Origin of the sequence: Sorangium sp. So ce1153 (assembly GCF_051521595.1) — a bacterium.
Lineage (GTDB): Bacteria > Myxococcota_A > Polyangia > Polyangiales > Polyangiaceae > Sorangium.
Genome location: NZ_CP150361.1, coordinates 8,669,817 through 8,688,851, shown reverse-complemented (window position 1 = coordinate 8,688,851; position 19,035 = coordinate 8,669,817). Strand labels below are relative to the sequence as shown.

Here is a 19,035-nt window from a genome sequence, read left to right as displayed (position 1 = left end):
ATGGCAAACCTCATGGTTGAGGGCACTTCGTCTCGTCCTGCCGGTCTTCAGTCGTCGTGGCAGGCGCCTTGTCGCCATGGCAACCCGTGTGCCAGCGCGGGCGGAGTCGATCACGCAACGTCGCTCGTGGGACTGCACCCCAACCGATCCAGTGTGCCGTGAAGATTTCATCGATAGGCGCAAATTCGATTCGTCGGCGATACGCCGATCCATTGCGATAGATCGGCCGACGCCATAGCGGCGGTTGGCGCGGATGTGCCGGGCGATCTGTCGGCCGACAGATCGGCGGCATGCCGGGCGATCTGCCGGCCGGCAGATCGCCCGGCATGCCGGCCGACAATCGGCACCCGCGGGCAGAGGAGAAGCGCCGAACTGGCGGCGCGACACCTGCGTTGTCGCTGTTTGTGAAGCCTTGATGGCCGGAATGCTCTCGCTCGCGCGCGCTCCTACGGGGCCGGCGAGCGCGTGGGTCGCGGCGAGCGGAGCCCAGGGCGCACAGGACGCGGGGAAGGGGCGACGGCTTCGTCACAATTCGCGCGCGCGCGAAAATGGCACGCCGGGACTTCAGTTGGGCGAATTTGTTTTGGTCATGACACACGTTGGCGGGACGCGGTAGCATGGCGCCCCGTGGCAACGGCTGAATCAGGAGACGCTCCCCTCCCCACCGTCGTTGGACCGTATCGGATCCGCGGGATCCTCGGGCGCGGCGGGATGGGCGTCGTCTACCACGGCGAGCACCAACAGACAGGCGCGGCAGCCGCGGTCAAGACGGTCTTCGTGCCCGCCGAGACGTCGCTGGGCAGCATCCGGCGGGAGATCCACGCGCTGACGCGCGTCCGGCACCCGGGCATCGTGAGGATCCTGGGCCAGGGCGTTGCGGGCGGGCTGCCGTGGTACGCGATGGAGCTGCTGCAAGGCCGAACGCTTCAGGACCATATCGTCGAGCTCTGGGAGGGGGTGGAGAGTCAGCGCGCGGCGACGGTGGATTCGGAGCGGACCATTCCGCGAGGCGCGGGAACGCTCGCGGACGAAGGGACGGTGGCGTGGAAGCGAAGGGGGACGCCGCCGCTGCTGCCGATGCTCTCCTTGATGCGGAAGCTCTGCCGGCCGCTGTCGTTCCTTCACGGCAGCGGGCTCGTGCACCGCGACCTGAAGCCCGCGAACGTGTTCGTCCGCCCGGACAGCACGCCGGTGCTGGTGGACTTCGGCATCTCCACGTACTTCGGCGGCGCGCGCGGGCGCGAGACGCTGGAGCAGGCCGATTTCGCCGGCACGCCCCGGTACATGGCGCCCGAGCAGATCCTCGGCGAGCCCGTGGACGCGCGGGCCGATCTCTATGCGCTCGGGTGCATTCTCTACCAATGCATCACCGGCTACCCGCCCTTCCTGGGCGCGCAGCCGGTCCTCTTGTTCCAGCAACATCTCTATCAACCGCCCCGGCCGCCCTCGCTGCTCGTGGACGGCATCCCTGCGCAGCTCGAGGAGGTCCTCCTGCGGCTCCTCGAGAAGAAGCCGCAGGATCGGTTGGGGCACGCCGACGACCTCGCCGCGATGCTCGGCGAGCTGGGGGCCGAGGACTGGACCGCGCCGGACCTGCCCAAGGCCGAGCTCTACATCTATCGGCCCACGTTCTCCGGGCGCAACGAGGCCCTGCGGCGCATCGAGGGGGCGCTCGCGAGCGCCTTCAAGGGCGACGGATCCTGCCTGTTCCTCGGCGGCGAGAGCGGAATCGGCAAGACCCGCCTCGCCATGGAGGCCGCCGCGCTTGCGCGCAAGCGGGGGTTCTTGGTGGTCATGAGCGAGTGCGTCGCTGAGTCCGGTGGCGACGGCGCGCTCGGCGGTGCGCCGCTCCACCCGTTCCGCCCTTCAATACTCGCCATCGTGGACCGCTGCCGCGAGCACGGCGACGTGGAGCGCGCGTCGTTGCTCGGGGACGGCGCGAAGGTGCTCGCGCTCTACGAGCCTTCGATCCTGGACATCCCCTGGGTGGCGCAGCTGCCGGACCCGCCGCCGCTGCCGCCGGAGCAGGCGCGCCAGCGCGTGTTCGACACGCTGGCGCGCGCGATCTACGCGCTCGCCGAGCGCCGGTGCCTTCTCATCGTCATCGACGACCTCCAGTGGGCCGACGAGCTGTCACTTGCGTTCCTGGAGCACCTCGCCAGCAAGGGGCTGGTCGATCGAGAGCTGCTGATCCTCGGGACGTACCGGATGGAGGAGATCTCGGCCGACCTTGCGCCGATCGTGCGCGCGCCCTGGGCGCAGCACCTCACGGTCGGCCGCCTGAGCGATGTGAGCGTGGGAGAGATGATCTCGGGCATGCTCGCGCTGGCCCATCCACCCCGCAATCTCGTGGAGCTCGTCGCCGGCAGCGCAGAAGGGAACCCGTTCTTCGTGGGCGAGTACCTGCGGGCGGCGATCGGCGAGCGGCTGGTGACGCGCGATCGGAGAGGGCGGTGGCGGGTGCACGAGCGTGCCGAGGAGGATCACCGGCCGCCCGTGTCGTTGCCGCTGCCTACGGTGCTCGCGGACCTCATCGCTCGCAGGCTGTCGGCGCTCGGGGGGCCGGCGCGGAGGCTGGCGGAGTGGGCGTCGGTGCTGGGGCGGGAGTTCGACGGCGAGCTGCTCGCGGCGGCGTCGGGGCTGGAGGACACGGCGCTGCTCGAGGCGCTGGAGACGCTGCGGGTGCGCCAGGTGATCGAGGAGCCCTCGCCCGGTCGGCTGCGCTTCGTGCACGACAAGATCCGGGAGATCGGGTACGAGCGCATCCCGGAGGAGCAGCGCCGCGCGCTGCACGGCCGAGCCGCGGCCGCGATCGAGGCACGGTCGCCCGGCGCGCCGGAGCTCCACGCGCAGCTCGCGCACCACTTCGCCAGGGCCGAGGTGCACGACAGGGCGAGCGTCCACTTCGCGCGCGCCGGCGATCGGGCCCGCGCGGTGCATGCAAACGGCGAGGCGATCGCGTTCTACCGGAGCGCCCTCACGGAGGCGCAGGCGGCGCGCGCTCCGGGGGCCGCTGGCGCGGGGGTGCCGCTCGACCCCGAAGAGCGCGTGCATGAGGGCCTCGGCGACGTGCTCGCGATCACGGGCCGCCAGGAGGAGGCGCGGGCCGAGTACACCCAGGCGCTCGCGCAGATGCCAGAGGGAGACGGTATCGCGCGCGCGCGGCTGCACCGCAAGATCGGCAAGACCTGGGAGACGCACCACCGCCACGAGGAGGCGCTGCGGTGCTACGCGCTCGCCGAGGAGGCGCTCGGGGCGGCGCCGCCGGAGGGCGTCGGCGATGCCGCGGACGCGTGGTGGCACGCGTGGGTGCACGTGCAGATGGATCGGACGTGGGTCCACTACTGGCTCGCGCAGGTCGACGCGCTCGCCGCGCTGGTCGAGCAGGTGCGCCCGCACGTGGAGCGGCGCGGCACGCCGCGGCAGCGCGTGCAGTTCTTCCAGGCCGTCATGCACATGGATCTGCGGCGCGATCGCTACGTCGCCTCAGGCGAGACCGCGCGCTACGCGCGCGCGTCCATGGCGGCCAGCGAGGAGACGGGCGATCCGAACGAGATCGCCGGGGCGCGCTTCGCGCTCGGCTTCACGCTGCTCTTCCACGGCGATCTCTCGGAGGCGGAGGCGGAGCTCGGCGCGGCGCTGCGCGACGCCGAGCGGTTGGGCGACGTGACCCTGCAGTCGCGATGCCTGGCCTACCTGATGATGACGCACCGAAGGCGCCGCGCGATCGCCCGGACCCGCGCGCTGGCCGAGCAGACCCTGACGGTCGCGATCGAGGGCAAGATGATGGATTACGTCGGCGCGGCGCGCGCGAACCTCGGCTGGGTCGCGCTCTGCGAGGGCGATCCGACGGGCGCGGCATCGCGCTTGCAAACAGCCCTCGAGACATGGCGCTCGCTCGCTCTCGTGTATCCATTCCAGTGGATGGCGCTCGTGCCGCTCATGGGCATCGAGCTCGACGCCGGCCAGATCGACGAGGCCGTCGAGCATGCCCGCGCGCTGATCGAGCCCAAGCAGCAGCGCCTCCCCGACAGCCTCGCGGTGCCGCTCGGCGAAGCCACCCTCGCCGCGCGCGACGCCCGTGCGGCCGACGCGCGCGCACACCTCGAGCGGGCCATCGAGGCCGCGAAGCACCTCGTCTACCTCTAAGAGTCTCCCGCCGGAACATCTCGGTGGTCGACGCGTGAAGCACACTCAAGGTGCCTGTGCACGCTGACGCGTGCTTGGAGAAAGGAACCAACCATGGAAAACGACGACCACAAAAAGCTCCCGAACGTGATGTCGCCCCTCGATCTCCCGGAAGACATTCGGAATGCGCTCACGGGCTCGGGGAGGGCCCGGCGGACGGTCGTGAGCCCCGAGAATCACCCCGACGCCAAGATGCGGTCATCGGAATCGAAAGATCCGCAAACGATCCTGATCGCCAGCGACGACGGTAATATTTACCAGCTCCTGAAGGAGGAATGGACGCAGTTCGACACGATCCAAGGGCCGCCGAAAGAGTGGCTGACGAGGACGCTCCTGCAGCAAGGCGTGGTCGTGGCGAACATGCCATTTCGGCAGTTCAAGCCCTTCTTCACCTGCTATTTGCTCAATCTGAACATGATCAAGGAACCTCCCCAGCAGCTGCCGCCGACGCCGAGCAAGCCGAAATGAGCGACGTCGCGGGTCGTGGCGGCACAAAGACAGGAGCGCCCGCGTCCGGCATGCCGGACGCGGGCCGCCCCGCAACTACCTTCAAGCGGTTTCAGGGAGGGACACACCGGCTCGTGTCTCCCGACGAGACTGTGGAGCGATTGCGGCCCTTGATGGCGGTCCTCGGCATCACCCGGGTGGCCAACGTGACCGGGCTCGACGTCCTCGGCATCCCGGTCGTGATGGTCTGCCGGCCGAACGCGCGATCGCTCGCCGTCTCGCAGGGCAAGGGCGTCGACCTCGCGGCCGCCAAGGCCTCCGGGATAATGGAAGCTGCGGAGCTGTTCCACGCCGAGCGGATCACGGCGCCCCTGAAGCTCGCCGCCTACGACGAGCTCCGCTTCACCCACCGCGTGGCCGACATGGAGCTCCTGCCGCGGCTCGCCAGCAGCACGTTTCACCCGGGCGCGCCGCTGCTGTGGATCGAGGGCGTCGACTGGATGACGAGGGAACCCCTCTGGGTGCCTTTCGAGCTGGTGCACACCAACTACACGCTCCCGCTGCCCACGGGCAGCGGCGCGTTCTTGACGACCTCCACCGGGCTCGCCTCGGGCAATCACGCGCTGGAGGCGATCAGCCATGGGATCTGCGAGGTCGTCGAGCGCGACGCGGGGACGCTGTGGAGCCTGCTCGACGACGAAGCGCGCAGGGCCACCCGGCTGGACCTCGACAGCGTGGACGACCCGAGCTGCCGAGCGCTGCTCGACCGCTGCGACCGGGCTGGCATCGAGGTCGCGGCGTGGGAGATCACCTCGGACATCCGCATCGCCGCGTTCCACTGCATGATCGCGGAGCGCGCAGCCGGCGGGCTCGGCTCGATCTATCCGGCGGCGGGCGCGGGCTGCCACCCGGCGCGCCACGTGGCCCTCCTGCGCGCGCTCACCGAGGCCGTCCAGAGCCGCATGACCATGATCACCGGCTCTCGCGACGACATGAGCCGAACCGAGTACACCCAGCGCCTCGACGCGGATCTGCACCGCCGCGTCCTGGCGGAGATGCGCGCCGGGCCGCCGGGGCGCCGCTTCGGCGACGCGCCGACCCAGGAGAACGGCACCTTCGAGGACGACATCCGCTGGGAAATCCGGCAGCTCCACGCAACCGGCGTCGAGCAGATCGCGGTCGTCGACCTCTCCAAGGCCGAGATCGGGCTGCCGGTGGTGCGCGTCGTCATCCCGGGCCTGGAGAGCATCGAGGGATTGCCTGGCTATGTCCCCGGCCCGCGCGCCCGCGCGCGTTTGAAGGCGAGGAGCACATGAAGATTTACGTGTTCACCGGCCCCACGATTTCTGCCGAGGAGGCGCGGGTCTACCTCGACGCGACGTACCTGCCGCCCGTCGCCCAGGGAGACGTCTACCGCGGCGCGCTCGAACGGCCGGTGGCCATCGGCATCGTCGACGGCTTGTTCCAGCGCGTGCCCGCGGTCTGGCACAAGGAGATCCTCTGGGCCATGGCGCAGGGGATCCACGTCTTCGGCAGCGCGAGCATGGGCGCCTTGCGTGCGGCGGAGCTCGCCGCCTTCGGGATGGAGGGGATCGGCGCCATCTACGAGGCCTTCGCGCGCGGCGAGCTCGAAGACGACGATGAGGTGGCCGTGGCGCACGGGGCCGCCGAGCACGGATATCGCGCGGTCTCCGAGGCCATGGTGAACATCCGCAGCACGCTCCGCGCGGCGGCCGCGGCGGGCGTCATCGACGACGGTTTGCGCGACGGGCTCGCGCAGATCGCGAAGGACGTCTTCTACGCGGAGCGGACCTGGTCGCTCGTGCTCGCCCGGGGCCTCGACGCGGGCGTGCCGAGCGAGGCGATCGAGGCGCTGCGAGGTTTCCTGCCCCGCGGGCGGGTCAATCAGAAGCGCCTCGATGCGATCGCGATGCTGGAGCGCATGCGCGCGCGGACCGTGCAGGGGATCGAGCCAAAGGCGGTGCGTTACCGGTTCCAGCACACCAACGTGTGGGAGCACGCCGTGCGCACGGCGGGCCGCCTCTCGGTGAGCTCGTCGCCGGCGACGCCAGCCGAAGGGGCCGTGTCGCACGAAGCGCTCGCCGAGGAGCTGCAGCTCTCGGCGGCTTACGCAGCGGCCTGGCGAGGGGCCATGTCGCGCGCGCTCGCGTTGGAGCTCGCGCGCCAGCGCAACGCGTCCATCGGGGAGCACGGGCTGGAGAGCGCGGTCGAAGCCTTCTGTGTCGAGCGAGGTCTCCACGACGAGCTCGAGCGCTCGCGATGGGCGCGGGAGCACGACGTGCGGGACCTCGAGAGATTCTTCCTGGACGAGGCCCGGGTGCGGTGGGCGGAGGCGACGCTGGAGGTGGACGCGCGGGAGGTCTTGCCGGATTCCTTGCGCGCCGAGGGGCGTTACGCCGCCCTGGCCGCACGCGCTTCGGACAAGCAGCGCGTGCTCGCGGCGCGCGGGGCGCTCGCCCCGAGCCTCGCGGACGTGGGCCTGTCCGAGGCCGAGCTGCTCCGGTGGTATTTCGAAGAGCGGCTCGGCCAGCCGATCCCGCGCGATGTCGCGGCGTACGCGCGCGCCGCGGGCTTCGCCGACGTGGACTCCCTGCGACGCGCGCTGCTCCGCGAAGCTTCGTATCTACGGTGGACCGAGAAACCCCCCGCCCATGCCGGCGGCGCGTGAGGCTGTCCGCCGGCCGGGCCGGACAGCCTTGCGCGCCCCGCGTCGGGCGGATCAGGTCATGGTTTGAGGGCTTTCATCAGCTGGGTGCCGATGGGGCGGCCCAGGCCGGTGCATGGATCCCAGCTCGGCCCTGCGCTGTACTCCGCCACGTCGCCTTGGACGCTGTTGTTCCCTTGGGTGATCGGCGCCATGGCCGCGCGCGCCGCGGGCGTGTAGAGCAATGCGGCCAGGCCGGGGATCCCGCCCTCCTTGATGCCCAACCCCTGATAGATACGCGCCATCAACGCTGCCAGGATCGGCGCGGCTGCGCTGGTGCCGAGCGACGTCGCATTGACGCCGCCCAGCCAGCTCCACAGTCCGGACGAGAAGGCCGCGTTCGCGGCGATATCCGGGACCGCCCTCATCGCGCCGGGGAGGCCCGCCTGCCACTTCGGACGCTCGAAGATGTTGCTGAACCCGCCGCTGCTCGCCACGCGCTCCCCAAGAATGTGCTCGTTCCACACCACCTCGTCCGGCGTCGATTCGTCCGTCCACACGATCTGTGTGCCACCGCACGCAACCACCAGATCGTGGCTCGCGGGGTAGGCGGGTTGGAGCCTATGGTGCTGGCCGTCGATGCTGCTCGCCGTGGAGCCTCTGTCGCCGGAGGAGCAGAGTACGGTGACGCCCTTGGCGCCGATCGCGTAGTTGAGCGCGGCGTCGACGCCCGCGGTCCCGTTTTTGCCGTGCCCCCAGTTCGGGTGCAAATCGCCCTCCGCGTCGCCTCCTGTCACCACGAGGATGGAGACGCCGTCGTCGGCTGCTCGCAGGATGGCGTCGCGCATGCCCGAGCGGTTAGGCTTCGACCTGTAGACGCGAATCTTCGCGCCGTTCGCCAGTGCGCCGAAGAGCGCGACATCCATCGTGATCTCGAGGGTCCCCCACATGGCCTCGCTGATGTTCATTGCCGTCGGGTTGGGAGCTGGGCGCTGCCACCGTCGGGCCTCTGGTTGCTCGCAGGCCAGCGGTGCGCCGTCCTGTCCGAGCCCGTGGCCGAGGATGTAAGACTTGATAGCTTCCGGGCCCACCGGGGTGTTCTTCGCGTTGTCCACCTCGATGATCTCGATCGTGGGCGGCTCCAGCCCGAGGCACTTGAAATTGGGCGCGAGCCCCTCGATGTCCAGGCCTCCCGCGAGCACGATGAATCCGACGGTGATGCCGGAACCGTCGAGTCCCTGGGGAAAATCGTAGATCTCGGCCAGGTCCAGGGCCGTCAAGAACTTGGTCTCCGCTGGAGCTGCGGGGCGAGCGGCGGGCGAAGCCGGCGTGCCTTTGGCGTCGCGCAACAGGGCACCACCCGCGCGAAACGGCGCGAACCCGCCCGGTCGATCGTCATCCAGGTCGAGCACCTCAGCGACATACGGCGCGAGGTCGACGGGTAGCCGCACCGTGTCCTCACGGGCGAGCGACTTGCGGCCATCGAGCTCCACCCACTTGTACTTGACTCCAAAAGCCTCGCCCATCTTGAGGGCGGTGCCGGCGAAGACCACTTCGGCAGGCAATGGCCGCTTCACGCTGTAGGTCAGGCCGTATTCGCTCGCCAGCGCGTCACATTTCTCGAATACGGGACCGCTGGCGCCGTGCAGCTCCTCGATAGCCTTCTGCTGACGTTCGCGTGGGTTCGCCGCGATGGCGTCGACGAGCGCGCGCCTCTTCTCGTCACGCTGGGGAGCGGTCAGGGACGACAGGACCAAGGTGAGCTCCACCGTCTCCTCGTCGTCCACGAAGCCAAGTTCTCTCCATGCAGGATCGCTCATGATGTTTCTCCTCCTCACATCGCATCAAGGTTCGCTCTTTGTGCCGGAGCGCGTGGTTGCCGGCGCGTGATGGACTCCGCCGGGGCGGCGCGAGTCGATGCAATGGCGATGCCAGGCCGGACGTCTGGAGCGACGGTGGCGGTAGAGGTCGTGATGCACGGCGCCGGCGGGGCGCAAGTTGAGGATGGACACCGCAGGGCCGCGGAGCGATAGGGTCCATGACAGGATTCTCGTGCTCTCGAACTCGACCACCCTCGAACCTGGCGATCCCTCCCGGAGGGGCCTCGGTCCTGCGCTCGTCCCTGCGCTGACGATCCTGGGACATCCGAACCTCGATCGCGTCGGCGAGCGGGCGTTGCTGCTCGAGATGGCCGAGGGGCACGAGGCGCAACTCTCGCGGGTGGAGCCAGTATTCGCGATGCCGGGCCGGACGCCCGGTGCGACGCTCGGGGACAGGCACGTGAGCCGGAGCCCTCTTCGGCTGCGCGACGCGGGGGGCGGTGGGATCCGCCTCTGCACGGGGGAGAGCAAGACGCACCTCGTCGTGGACGGCGAGGTGCTCGAGGGCGAGCGGGTGCTTTCGCAGGCGGAGGTCGCGCGGGGGGTGGTGCTGGAGCTGGCGGAGCGCGTGGTGCTGGCGCTTCACATCGCGATGGTGGCGCCACCCGCGGGCGATGGCGGCAACGACCTCGGGCTGGCGGTCGACACCCAGGCACCGCCGCTCTCCGGACGGGAGCCAGCGGGCAACGCCGGCGACAACCTTGGGCTGGTGGGGCAGTGCGCGGCGCTGGAACGCGTGCGGCGGGAGATCTGCGCGGTCGCCAAGGACGACGTGCCCGTGCTGATCCTGGGGGAGACCGGGACGGGCAAGGAGCTGGTCGCGCAGGCGATTCACCGGTTGAGCGCGCGGCGGGCGGGGCCGTTCTTGGCGGTGAACATGGCCAGCCTGGCGCCGTCGCTGGCGAGCGCGGAGCTGTTTGGGATCAAGAAGGGCGCGTTCACGGGCGCGGTGGAAGACCGGCGGGGGTATTTCGGCGAGGCGCGGAACGGCACGCTGTTCCTCGACGAGATCGGCGACACGCCGCCGGACGTGCAGGTGATGCTCCTGCGCGCGCTGGAGACGGGTGAGATCCAGGCGGTCGGGAGCCGGACAGTCGAGCGGCCCCACGTGCGCGTGCTCAGCGCGACGGACGCGCACCTGCAGGCGCGCATCGCCTCGGGCGCGTTTCGCGAGCCGCTCTTGCATCGACTGGCGGGCTTCGAGATCTCGCTGCCGCCTTTGCGCGCGCGGCGGGAGGACATCGGCTGCCTGTTCGTACACTTCCTCCGCGACGAGCTGAAGCGGGTCGGCCAACCCGACGCCTGGCGCGCTTCCGGGCCGGATGGCCGCGGCTTCGTGCCGGCCTCGTTCATCGCACAGCTCGCCCGCTACGACTGGCCCGGCAACGTCCGGCAGCTGCGCAACGTCGTGCGCCAGCTCGTCGTGAGCAGCCGCGGGGCGATCGAGCTGCGCGCCGGCCCACACCTGGACGAGTTGCTCGGGCGCGGCGCCCGAGCACAGCGGGCCGGAGCGACCCCGCGCCCGGCGACGCCGGCACAGCCCGACCAGGTACGGCGCAGTCCCAAGGACTTGACCGAGGACGAGCTGGTAGCCACGCTGCGCGCATGCCGCTGGGACCTCAAGGCCGCCGCTGACCGGCTGCGCGTCGCCAGGAGCTCGCTCTACGACCTCCTCAAGCACTGCACCCGCATACGCCGAGCGGACGACCTCACGCGCGCCGAGATCGCGCACGCCTACCGAGCCTGCAACGGGGACATCGACGCCATGGTGGAGCGCCTCGAGGTCTCGCGGAAATCCCTCTCGCGGCGCATCCGGGAGCTCAAGCTCCCGGCGCGCGTCGCGTCCAGGTGAAAGCAGCCGGCGAGCGCGCGCGAAGACGAGCACAGCTTCAACCGGGCAGCAGCGAGGGCGCGTCCCGTCCTTGGAGCACAGCCTATCTCTGCGTCGAAGGGGCTTGCCGCGGCGCGCGAGGGCGCGAATCCTCCTGTCGTTACCGCGTGCTCCGTCCATCGCTGGCCCTCGTATCCCGGACGGACGAGTGGTGAACACGCCATCCACGAACTCCTGGCCTTCGTGTCGTTGAAAGAGCACATGTGTCGTGCAAGCACCACGGCCAGGTGTGGTTGCCGGGCGTGCGCGAAGGACGGCTCCAGAGAGCTCCCGCTGCGCGCCGAGACGACCGGCCGGACTGCTGGCGGGCGGAAACTAGGGCGCTACGGCGCCGCGCCCGGCTCGGCCTGTCGCAGGATCTCGGCGAGCCCGGGCGCGGCCTGCTGGACCTCGGCGGGGAAGTCCGAGAGCTCCTGCACCTGGCGGACCTCGATCACCTCGTTGTCCGAGGCGGGGCAGCGCGACGCCCAGGCGATCGCCTCCTCCTTCGACTTCACCTGGATCATCCAGTAGCCACCGAGCACCTCCTTCGCCTCGGCGAAGGGCCCGTCGACCACCTGGGGCTTCCCGCCGGGAAACGAGATGCGCGCGCCCATCGAGGGCGGGTGGAGGCCGTCGAGCGCGAGCAGGACGCCCGCCTTCTGCAGCGACTCGTTGTACTTCATCATCGAGGCGACGGCCTCGGCGTCCGGCATGGTGCCCGGCGTCGCGCTCTCGTATCCCCTCGGGATCATCAGCATCATGAACCGCATCGTCGTGTCTCCTTCTGGCTGATGGCTGGGCTCCGGGGCGGCCTCGGCCGGGGTGAGCCCTCGCCCTCTGCAGGCACGACGAACGAGGGCCCGCGCGATCGACACGCCGGCCGATCTTTTTTCAGGCGGGCGCCGCGAACTGAGGACGTCAGGGCGCCTCACCCGGCGCGCCGCTGGAGCCGCGGCGCCGAGCTCCCGAGCGCGGTGACGAGGCGCTCCGCCGCGTCGGCCGCCTCGCGCCGGTAGGCGATCCGCCAGGGGCGTCGCAGCGCGCCGGACGACAGCCGCTTGACCGCGAGGTCGCCGCCGCCGAGGTACCCGTCCGCCATCCACTCGGAGAGGACCGCGATCCCCATGCCGGCGCGCGCCGCGTCGATCACGGCCTCCGTGAGCGGGAAGCGCAGGAACTCGAGCCTGGGCTTCTGGCGCCCGAAGACGGTCGTCATGAACCAGCGCGCCTCGGCCGGCGGCGTGTTCGACGTGATGAGCGGGCTCTCCCGGAGGTGGTCGCGCGTGAGCGAGCCCCGCCCGGCGAGCGGGTGCGAGGTCGAGACGACGAAGACGACCTCGTCCGAGAAGAGCGGCCGCTCCACGAGCGCGCCGCGCGCCTCGCGGTCGCCTGGCAGGGGGGCGGTCGTGAGCAGCGCGACGTCGATGTCGCCCCGGGCGAGCGCGCCGACCGGATCCTGGGTGTGCTCCACCGCGAGGTCCACCTCGAGCCGCGGCAGCCTGCGCCGGAGGTTCGCCATGGCCGAGGGCAGCCAGCGGTAGGCCGTGTAGCACTCGCACACGAGGCGGACGCGCGTCGTCGCGGCGGCCGGCGCCGCGACCTCGCGCTCGAGCTCCCGGAGCTGCGCGAGCACGAGCCCGGCGCCCGCGATGAGCCGCTCCCCCGCGGCCGTCGGCGTGACCCCGCGCGCCGTGCGCTCGAACAGGCGCGCGCCGACGCGCTCCTCCGCCAGGGTGAGCGCCCGGCTCACGGCGGACTGCGTGATGTGCATCGACGACGCGGCGCCCGCCGTGGTGCCGGCGGCCGAAAGCGCGAGGACGAGCTCCAGGTCGCGGACCTCGAGCTGGGGCCGCGCCCCGATCGACGGCGGCGATGGCGGAGTGGTTATGCGTGGCACGCATCGATCCTATCACGACGATGAGTTGGACGCACGGGGCCGCGAGAGGCACCTTCGTCGTCGTCAGGAGGTCTTCATGAAGCTCTATTTCTCACCGCTCGCATGCTCTCTCTCCGCGCGCATCGCGCTCTACGAGGCCGGCGCGGACGCCTCGTTCATCGAGGTCGACCCGAAGACGAAGAGGACCGAGGATGGCGCCGATTATCGCGCGATTCACCCGCTCGGCCTCGTGCCCGCGCTCGAGATCCAGGGCGGCGAGGTCGTCACCGAGAACGCGGCGATCCTTCAGCTCATCGCGGATCGCTTCCCGCAGGCGGAGCTCGCGCCGCGCGATCCGCTCGGCCGGGCGCGGCTCCAGCAGTGGCTGTCGTTCATCGGGGCCGAGCTCCACAAGGCCCTTTACATGCCGCTCCTCGACAAGGCGGCGCCGGCCGAGGTGAAGGCGTACGCGCTCGCAAAGGCCGACGCGCGCCTCGGCTGGGTGGCCGAGCGGCTCTCCGCGCGGGAGTTCCTTCTCGACCGCTTCTCGGTGGCGGACGCCTACCTCTTCACGATCCTCAACTGGTCCTCGGTGACGCCGGTCGACCTGAAGAGGTGGCCGGCGCTCCCCGCGTACCACGCGCGCCTCCAGCAGCGCCCCGCCGTCGCGCGCGCCTTCGCCGAGGAGCGGGAGCGCTACCTGCGGGAGATCGGGCGGCACGCCAAGGCCGCGCCTGCCAGCGCCGGGGCCGCGCCCGCGCCCGTCGCGGATGATCGGAGGGCGTGAGCTCGCGCCCCGGCGGCGCTGATACGGAAGCTCAGCCGCCCGAGCCGGCGCCCTGGGTCGGCATGCCGAGCAGATAGAGCTTCTTGCCCTTGCCGCTGATCACGCCCTTCTCCCACGTGTAGCCCTCGTCTCCGAGCCCCTTCAGCAGCTCGTCCAGGTCGTCGAGCGTGTACGTCCGCGCGTTCGAGACGGCTCCGTCCCACGCGAAGCACAGGGGGATGACCGGGATGAGGTAGGTGAAGATGAGCTGCCGCGCGGTCATCGGCCTCGCCAGGGGGGTGATGAAGAAGCACATCAAGAAGCTGAACGGCAGCGCGGTCCACCAGAGGAAGCTGGGATAGCTGTTGTCGCTGATCTCGAAGATGCAGATGGGCTGTCTGCTCTTCTGCGCCGACTCGAGGATCTTCCTCGCGCCGTCCGGCTTCATGTGGTGGAAGCTGCTGACCATGGTCCTGAGCCCCGGCGTCTCGCCGTCGACCTTCGTGGCGTCCAGCGGTTCGAGCCAGTAGGACACGTTGCTCCCCTCGTGGCCGTTGATGCCCCGCGCCGCTTCCTCGTTGGGGTAGAGGTCCGTCAGCGTCAGCTGGACGTGCTCGAGCCCGGGCTTCTTGTTCAGGTGCCGGATGACGTCGAGCATCGGCCCCCCGTTCCCGGAGCACAGGTCGATGATGCTGGACGCGCGCGACTCCTTCAGGGCCCGGGCGAGCAGCTCCGCCAGCTCCTCGCTCGAGCCCATGAGCTTGTGCATGGTCACGAGCAGGCGCGTCATGCAGGCCCGCAGCCAGCCTGGAAACCAGCCGAAGTCCTCCAGCTCGAACAGGTGTATCCGCTTCATCTTGTCCCTTCGACGTGTGTGGGTGCTGGTTCCAGGTGGCGGCGCGGGCTCTCCGGGGTCGGTGCCCTGCCGGACGTGGTGAAGGGCCGACCGAGAGCGCGCCGCGTCGGCGCGGCGTGCTCCAGGCGAGCCGCTGCGTGCCGCCGGACGTAGGGTACGCCGGGCTCGCGGTCGAGGTGCAGCTCTATTGGACCTGGGCCGCGCAGGTCTTGCGGAGGGCGCGCGCCCTGTCGATGCACGCCGCGAGGGCGTCCTCCGCCGGCTCGTCCGGGCACGCGGCCTCGAAGCCGCGGATCGCGTCGCGGAGCCCCCGCATCCCCGGGCCGCCGGCGTCGAGGCCGAGCTTGTGCTTGCGCTGGTCGTCGTCGTCGTCGTCGCCTCCGACCAGCAGGAGCGTGCCCACGACGGCCCCGACGACGACGACGCCGGTGACGACGCCGACGACGATCACGCCGGTCTTGCCCTCCACGTCCGGCGGCTCGGCGTCCGGGAGCGACGGCGTGCCCGCCGGGACCGGCGGCGCCTTGAGGCCCGCGGCGAGCGCGGTGGTGGCGATGCCGCCCGCGAGCCCGAGGCCGCCGATGACGAGGCTCGACAGGGTGAGCGCGCTCGGCCCGGCGTCCGCGCTCGCCTTGACGTTCACGCTGGCCGAGAGGCGCGCCTGCGCCGCGTTGCACACGGCGTAGGCGTCGAGGCGGTGGATCTCGAGCGACGCGCGGGGCGCGGTCTCGGGCGGCAGCTTCGCCGCGAGGATGATGTCGTCCGCCGATCGCCGGAGCGTGATCGGCTCGGGCGCGGCGGCTGCGTCGGGCGCGGCCGCCGAGCGCGGCGTGGAGGCCTTGCCGCACCCGGCCAGTCCACATGCGATGATCAGGAGCGTTGTACAGGAGAGGACATGATCGCGTCGCAGGGTCATACTGCCACGCTACGCCGATCGGCCGCGGCTGCGTCGAGCGAAATCGCCTCGTCGCGAGCCGGCCCGCGCCGGCGAGCGGGCTCTGCTTGGGATGACAACGTGGTGTGTACGGCGCGCGGAGGAGCTCAAGGTGCGATGTGGGTGGGCCCCGCGACCGCGTGGATCGTGAGCTTCTCTGCATGTCCGCTGACATCGCTCGTGAGCGCGACGAGCGCAGGCTCTCCCTTTGTGAGCTCGGCTGCGTCGATGCGGTACAGCGAGCCCGCGCGCCCCGGCATCCGCAGGTCGCTGGAGCCGTCGACGGCGAGGTCGGTCGTGCGCGCGAGCGCGCCGATGTGACGAGCACCGTGGGCGCGCGTGGCCGGGCGATCCGCTAGTTGCACGCCCCGAGGTCGGCCCACTCGGCCGGGCACCACGACGCCGGGGCGCTGGGCGGGCAGGCCGGGTTCGACCACCAGATCTGCTGCGTCGCGGTCCACAGGTGGCCGCCCTCGGTCACCTGGGTGCCGGGCGAGTACACCTGCGCCGACGCCCACGCCGGCGCGCCGCTGCAGCTGGGCCCTGCCGCGTGCAGCCGGCCCTTCGGTATCACCTCCCTGACCTGGCTCGGGCTCGACCAGTAAAGCTTGCTCACGGCGTCGACGCTGGACTCGAAATACTCGAGCTTCAGGTCGTACCGCTGGCCGGCCGCGAGCGAGATCGTGGCGCTGTCCAGCGTCGGGCTGTGGGGCGTCCAGTTGTCGATGAGCAGCGCGCCGTTCACCCAGAGCCGCACCCCGTCGTCGGACAGGGTCGAGAACGTGTACGTCTCCGAGTAACGCGGCTCGACCTCCCCGGTCCAGCGCACGGAGAAGTCGTCCGCGGGGATGGAGCCCGCGGGCGAGCCGCTGCCCCAGTCGAAGTTCACCGCCGGGTCGGTGCGGACGAGCGGCGTGCCCGAGAGGCTCGTGTTGCTGAAGTACTCGCCGCGGAGGCCGTTGCCGCTCCCGTCGGGCGGGGGCGTGCAGGCCTCCCAGGTGGAGGGCGACGCGGTGAGGTTGCGGTTCTGGTAGGCGTAGGGCGCCGCCTGGTTGAAGGCCCACGTGCTCGCGCTCGACATCGGCTCCCACACGCCCGCGGCCGTCTTCCGCTCCTGGCGGAGCATCTTGATGGGATCCTCGCAGGATATCTGCGGCGTGACGTAGCCGTCGTCGGCCCAGTGCTCGACGTCGTGCGTGTACATCTCGACGGTCCCGGGGGCGTCCTCGGCGAGGAACTGCCAGCCCGTGCCGTCCTTCATGTCGACGTAGAGACAGATCACGGAGCCGTTCACGTCGGCAACGTGGGCCGGCGTGCACCGCTCGTACTTGAAGACGAGCTGTTGCCCCGGCTGGAGGTAACCCAGGTTGCCGCCGAGCGTCCCGCCGCAGGTGCTCCCCGAGCTCCATGTCGTGCCGCAGTTCGGGTGATTGCCCGCGAGGCCGTTGTCGTCGCCGAAGTAGTAGACGAACCAGCCCTCCGGCGTGTGATAGATGCCCGACTCGAGGCCGTAGTACCACTGGCCCACCGCCATCCAGGCGGTGCTCTCGTTCAGGAGCTCGGGCACCTCCCACTCGATGATCCAGCCGCGCGTGTCCCCGACGGTGCCCGTGTAGCTGCTCGTGAGATCGTAGCTCCCCCACTTCAGGGCGGCGACGCCGAGGAGCTCCTCGTCTGCTCCGGAGACGCAGGCGCTCGCGCCGAGCGCCCCGAGGAGCAACAGAGAGGCACAGGCGCCCAGTCGGGCGGCGCGCGAGGCGCGCAGCGGGCGGGTATGCGTCGAAAAGGCGCTTCTGTTCAGCATGGAGACCCTCCTGAGGAGCACGCTCCGCGCCGCGCGCGAGGGCGGGCGGCGCGGGCGTGAGGTTGAGAAAGCAGGCCGAACCTGCCGGGAGCGCGCGCGTCCGCCGTCGTCCGGGCGTATCCGCGCGGGGGCTCCTGCGCCGGTCCGAGCTTCGAGCCGGCAAGCGATCTAGGTCAATGGATGACCACTCTCCAATGCAGAGACGGCATTCGCTTCATGCAGAGTCTGCATCGTGGCGCGGTGCTCGAAGTCGGCCATTGGCGCGGTGGCGCGACGCCGGCGATCAGCCGTCAGCCGTCAGGCCCCGCCGGGCGACCCTTGCCGAGCTTGCGGTACCCCGGGTGGACGCCGGCCGTGAGCTCCTGCTCGGCCGCGATGCGCCGGAGGAGGGCGGCGAGCTGCGCCTGCTCCGCGTCGTCGAGCGCCGCGCAGAGCGCCTGCCGGTGCTCCTCTGCGACGCGCCCGATCCGCTGCATCATCTCCTGTCCCGCCCTGGTGAGGTGGAGCGCGTGCGAGCGCCGGTCCTCGGGGCTGCTCCGCCGCTCCAGGAGCCCGCGCTCCTCCAGCGCGTCGAGCAGGACGACGAGCCGGCTCGGGAACATGCCGAGCCGCTCGCTCAGGGCGGCCTGGCTGATGCCGTTCGACTGGCCGATCGCGCGCAGGATGCCCGCGTGCGGCGGGAGCAGCTTCAGCGGCGCCAGCCGCTCGGCGAACTGCGCCGCCGCGTGGGCCCCCACCTGCGCCAGCAGGAACGCCAGATCCGCGCCGGAGGACGGATCGGAAGATCGCGCCGAGCTCATCCGTGCCCCCCTCGGATAGTTATAGACATGAATCATTCATGATGTTAACGTTATCGCGTCGGTCCGGAGGGTCAAGCCGGAGCTGCCGCCCTGCTCCCGCGATGGTGCGGGGCAGGATCGGGCAGCGGTGGCGAGCCCGTTGGATCTCACGGGAGGCACCCTATGACGGAGTTGAACGACCCGAAAGCGGCAAGCGGCAGCGTCCACCTGGGTCCGAACCCCGGCGCCGTCGCGGCGGTGTTCATGCTGCTCTTCCTCGCGAGCCTCGCGCCCGTCACGCTGCTCATGAGCGAGACGCACTTCCCGTCTCCGCTGCAGACGCCCGGGGAGGTGGTGGCCTATTTCCGGGGCGACGTCGGCGCCCGGGTGCGCCTGTGCGCCTTCCTGCAGTTCTGCGCGGCGATACCGCTCGGCGTCTTCTCGGCCACGATGGTGAGCCGCCTGCGGTTCCACGGATCGAGCGCCGCTGGTCCGTCGATCGCGTGGTTCGGCGGCCTGGCCGCCTCGACGGCCATGGCGATCTCGGCGCTGATCCAGTGGTCGCTCGCGCAGCCTGGCATCGCGGAGGACGCGGCGCTCACGCGCGGCCTGCACTTCCTGATCTTCGCCGTCGGGGGCCCCGGCTACACGGTGCCGCTCGGCCTGCTCCTGGCGGGGATCTGCGTCCCTGCGCTGGTCATGAGGCTCCTGCCCCGCTGGCTGGCGGTGTCCGGCCTGGTGCTGGCGGCGATCGGCGAGCTCAGCGCCCTGAGCCTGGTCATCCCGGGGGCCCTGTTCCTCATCCCGCTCACGCGGTTCCCCGGGTTCATCTGGCTCATCCTGGCGGGCTTCAAGCTGCCGCGGGAGCGGGCAGGCCATGGCCGGAGCGCCGCGATCGACGGCCCTCTTTCCCCGGAACGCCGCGTCCCGGGCGCGGCGCTGCTGGCCGCGCCGCGGTGAGGTGCGG

General features: G+C 70.9%; 15 protein-coding genes. 7 read left to right on the top strand and 8 right to left on the bottom strand.

The window, feature by feature from the left end; all coding sequences use genetic code 11:
• Positions 1-627 precede the first annotated feature (627 nt).
• The 4 genes from WME85_RS31190 (at position 628) to WME85_RS31175 (ending at position 7,324) form a co-directional block, all read left to right on the top strand.
• On the top strand, positions 628-4,149 hold the full coding sequence (locus WME85_RS31190; protein WP_437826586.1) for an ATP-binding protein: 3,522 nt from the start codon (positions 628-630) through the stop codon (positions 4,147-4,149).
• A gap of 93 nt (positions 4,150-4,242) precedes the next feature.
• Positions 4,243-4,656: a hypothetical protein gene (locus tag WME85_RS31185; RefSeq protein ID WP_437826585.1), complete on the top strand. Its 414-nt coding sequence runs from the start codon at positions 4,243-4,245 to the stop codon at positions 4,654-4,656.
• Positions 4,653-5,951 (top strand): YcaO-like family protein, encoded by a 1,299-nt coding sequence (locus WME85_RS31180; RefSeq protein ID WP_437826583.1) that lies wholly within the window; start codon positions 4,653-4,655, stop codon positions 5,949-5,951. Before WME85_RS31185 ends, WME85_RS31180 begins: the two co-directional genes overlap by 4 nt.
• A complete protein-coding gene (locus WME85_RS31175) occupies positions 5,948-7,324 on the top strand; it encodes a TfuA-like protein (protein ID WP_437826581.1) in 1,377 nt (458 codons plus the stop codon). Before WME85_RS31180 ends, WME85_RS31175 begins: the two co-directional genes overlap by 4 nt.
• A gap of 56 nt (positions 7,325-7,380) precedes the next feature.
• Here WME85_RS31175 and WME85_RS31170 read toward each other — a convergent pair whose 3' ends face one another.
• On the bottom strand, positions 7,381-9,120 hold the full coding sequence (locus tag WME85_RS31170) for a S53 family peptidase (protein WP_437826580.1): 1,740 nt from the start codon (positions 9,118-9,120) through the stop codon (positions 7,381-7,383).
• Positions 9,121-9,352: 232 nt separating this feature from the next.
• On the opposite strand from WME85_RS31170, the gene WME85_RS31165 reads away from it, so the two are divergent.
• Entirely contained in the window at positions 9,353-11,032 is a 1,680-nt protein-coding gene (locus tag WME85_RS31165) for a sigma 54-interacting transcriptional regulator (RefSeq protein WP_437826578.1), read from the top strand.
• 362 nt (positions 11,033-11,394) lie between these two features.
• Here the strand turns inward: WME85_RS31165 and WME85_RS31160 are convergent, their stop codons facing one another.
• Together WME85_RS31160 and WME85_RS31155 are read right to left on the bottom strand one after the other, a co-directional pair.
• Positions 11,395-11,823, bottom strand: coding sequence for a YciI family protein (locus WME85_RS31160; protein WP_437826577.1), 429 nt, complete (start codon positions 11,821-11,823; stop codon positions 11,395-11,397).
• Positions 11,824-11,981: 158 nt separating this feature from the next.
• Positions 11,982-12,950: a LysR family transcriptional regulator gene (locus tag WME85_RS31155; protein WP_437826575.1), complete on the bottom strand. Its 969-nt coding sequence runs from the start codon at positions 12,948-12,950 to the stop codon at positions 11,982-11,984.
• A gap of 76 nt (positions 12,951-13,026) precedes the next feature.
• On the opposite strand from WME85_RS31155, the gene WME85_RS31150 reads away from it, so the two are divergent.
• Complete coding sequence (locus WME85_RS31150) at positions 13,027-13,716, top strand: glutathione S-transferase N-terminal domain-containing protein (protein ID WP_437826573.1); 690 nt, start codon at positions 13,027-13,029, stop codon at positions 13,714-13,716.
• Positions 13,717-13,747: 31 nt separating this feature from the next.
• Here the strand turns inward: WME85_RS31150 and WME85_RS31145 are convergent, their stop codons facing one another.
• From WME85_RS31145 to WME85_RS31125, 5 genes are all read right to left on the bottom strand, one after another.
• Positions 13,748-14,551, bottom strand: coding sequence for a hypothetical protein (locus tag WME85_RS31145; RefSeq protein WP_437826571.1), 804 nt, complete (start codon positions 14,549-14,551; stop codon positions 13,748-13,750).
• 184 nt (positions 14,552-14,735) lie between these two features.
• Positions 14,736-15,467, bottom strand: coding sequence for a transcriptional regulator (locus tag WME85_RS31140; RefSeq protein WP_437826569.1), 732 nt, complete (start codon positions 15,465-15,467; stop codon positions 14,736-14,738).
• Positions 15,468-15,592: 125 nt separating this feature from the next.
• A complete protein-coding gene (locus WME85_RS31135; RefSeq protein WP_437826567.1) occupies positions 15,593-15,850 on the bottom strand; it encodes a hypothetical protein in 258 nt (85 codons plus the stop codon).
• Entirely contained in the window at positions 15,841-17,289 is a 1,449-nt protein-coding gene (locus tag WME85_RS31130) for a PA14 domain-containing protein (RefSeq protein WP_437826565.1), read from the bottom strand. Before WME85_RS31130 ends, WME85_RS31135 begins: the two co-directional genes overlap by 10 nt.
• Before the next feature lie 290 nt (positions 17,290-17,579).
• Complete coding sequence (locus tag WME85_RS31125) at positions 17,580-18,089, bottom strand: MarR family winged helix-turn-helix transcriptional regulator (RefSeq protein ID WP_437826563.1); 510 nt, start codon at positions 18,087-18,089, stop codon at positions 17,580-17,582.
• A 162-nt stretch (positions 18,090-18,251) separates the two neighbouring features.
• Between WME85_RS31125 and WME85_RS31120 the strand changes: the two genes are divergently transcribed.
• The gene (locus WME85_RS31120) at positions 18,252-19,028 is read left to right on the top strand and encodes a hypothetical protein (protein ID WP_437826561.1); all 777 of its coding nucleotides are present in this window, start codon (positions 18,252-18,254) and stop codon (positions 19,026-19,028) included.
• Positions 19,029-19,035: the final 7 nt, after the last annotated feature.

What these genes read in the sequence shown, in the direction of transcription:
- WME85_RS31185 (WP_437826585.1), top strand. Translation starts at nt 4,243, where the DNA reads ATGGAAAACGACGACCACAAAAAGCTCCCGAACGTGATGTCGCCCCTC.
- WME85_RS31180 (WP_437826583.1), top strand. Translation starts at nt 4,653, where the DNA reads ATGAGCGACGTCGCGGGTCGTGGCGGCACAAAGACAGGAGCGCCCGCG.
- WME85_RS31175 (WP_437826581.1), top strand. Translation starts at nt 5,948, where the DNA reads ATGAAGATTTACGTGTTCACCGGCCCCACGATTTCTGCCGAGGAGGCG.
- WME85_RS31170 (WP_437826580.1), bottom strand. Translation starts at nt 9,120, where the DNA reads ATGAGCGATCCTGCATGGAGAGAACTTGGCTTCGTGGACGACGAGGAG.
- WME85_RS31160 (WP_437826577.1), bottom strand. Translation starts at nt 11,823, where the DNA reads ATGCGGTTCATGATGCTGATGATCCCGAGGGGATACGAGAGCGCGACG.
- WME85_RS31150 (WP_437826573.1), top strand. Translation starts at nt 13,027, where the DNA reads ATGAAGCTCTATTTCTCACCGCTCGCATGCTCTCTCTCCGCGCGCATC.
- WME85_RS31145 (WP_437826571.1), bottom strand. Translation starts at nt 14,551, where the DNA reads ATGAAGCGGATACACCTGTTCGAGCTGGAGGACTTCGGCTGGTTTCCA.
- WME85_RS31140 (WP_437826569.1), bottom strand. Translation starts at nt 15,467, where the DNA reads ATGACCCTGCGACGCGATCATGTCCTCTCCTGTACAACGCTCCTGATC.
- WME85_RS31130 (WP_437826565.1), bottom strand. Translation starts at nt 17,289, where the DNA reads ATGCTGAACAGAAGCGCCTTTTCGACGCATACCCGCCCGCTGCGCGCC.
- WME85_RS31125 (WP_437826563.1), bottom strand. Translation starts at nt 18,089, where the DNA reads ATGAGCTCGGCGCGATCTTCCGATCCGTCCTCCGGCGCGGATCTGGCG.
- WME85_RS31120 (WP_437826561.1), top strand. Translation starts at nt 18,252, where the DNA reads ATGACGGAGTTGAACGACCCGAAAGCGGCAAGCGGCAGCGTCCACCTG.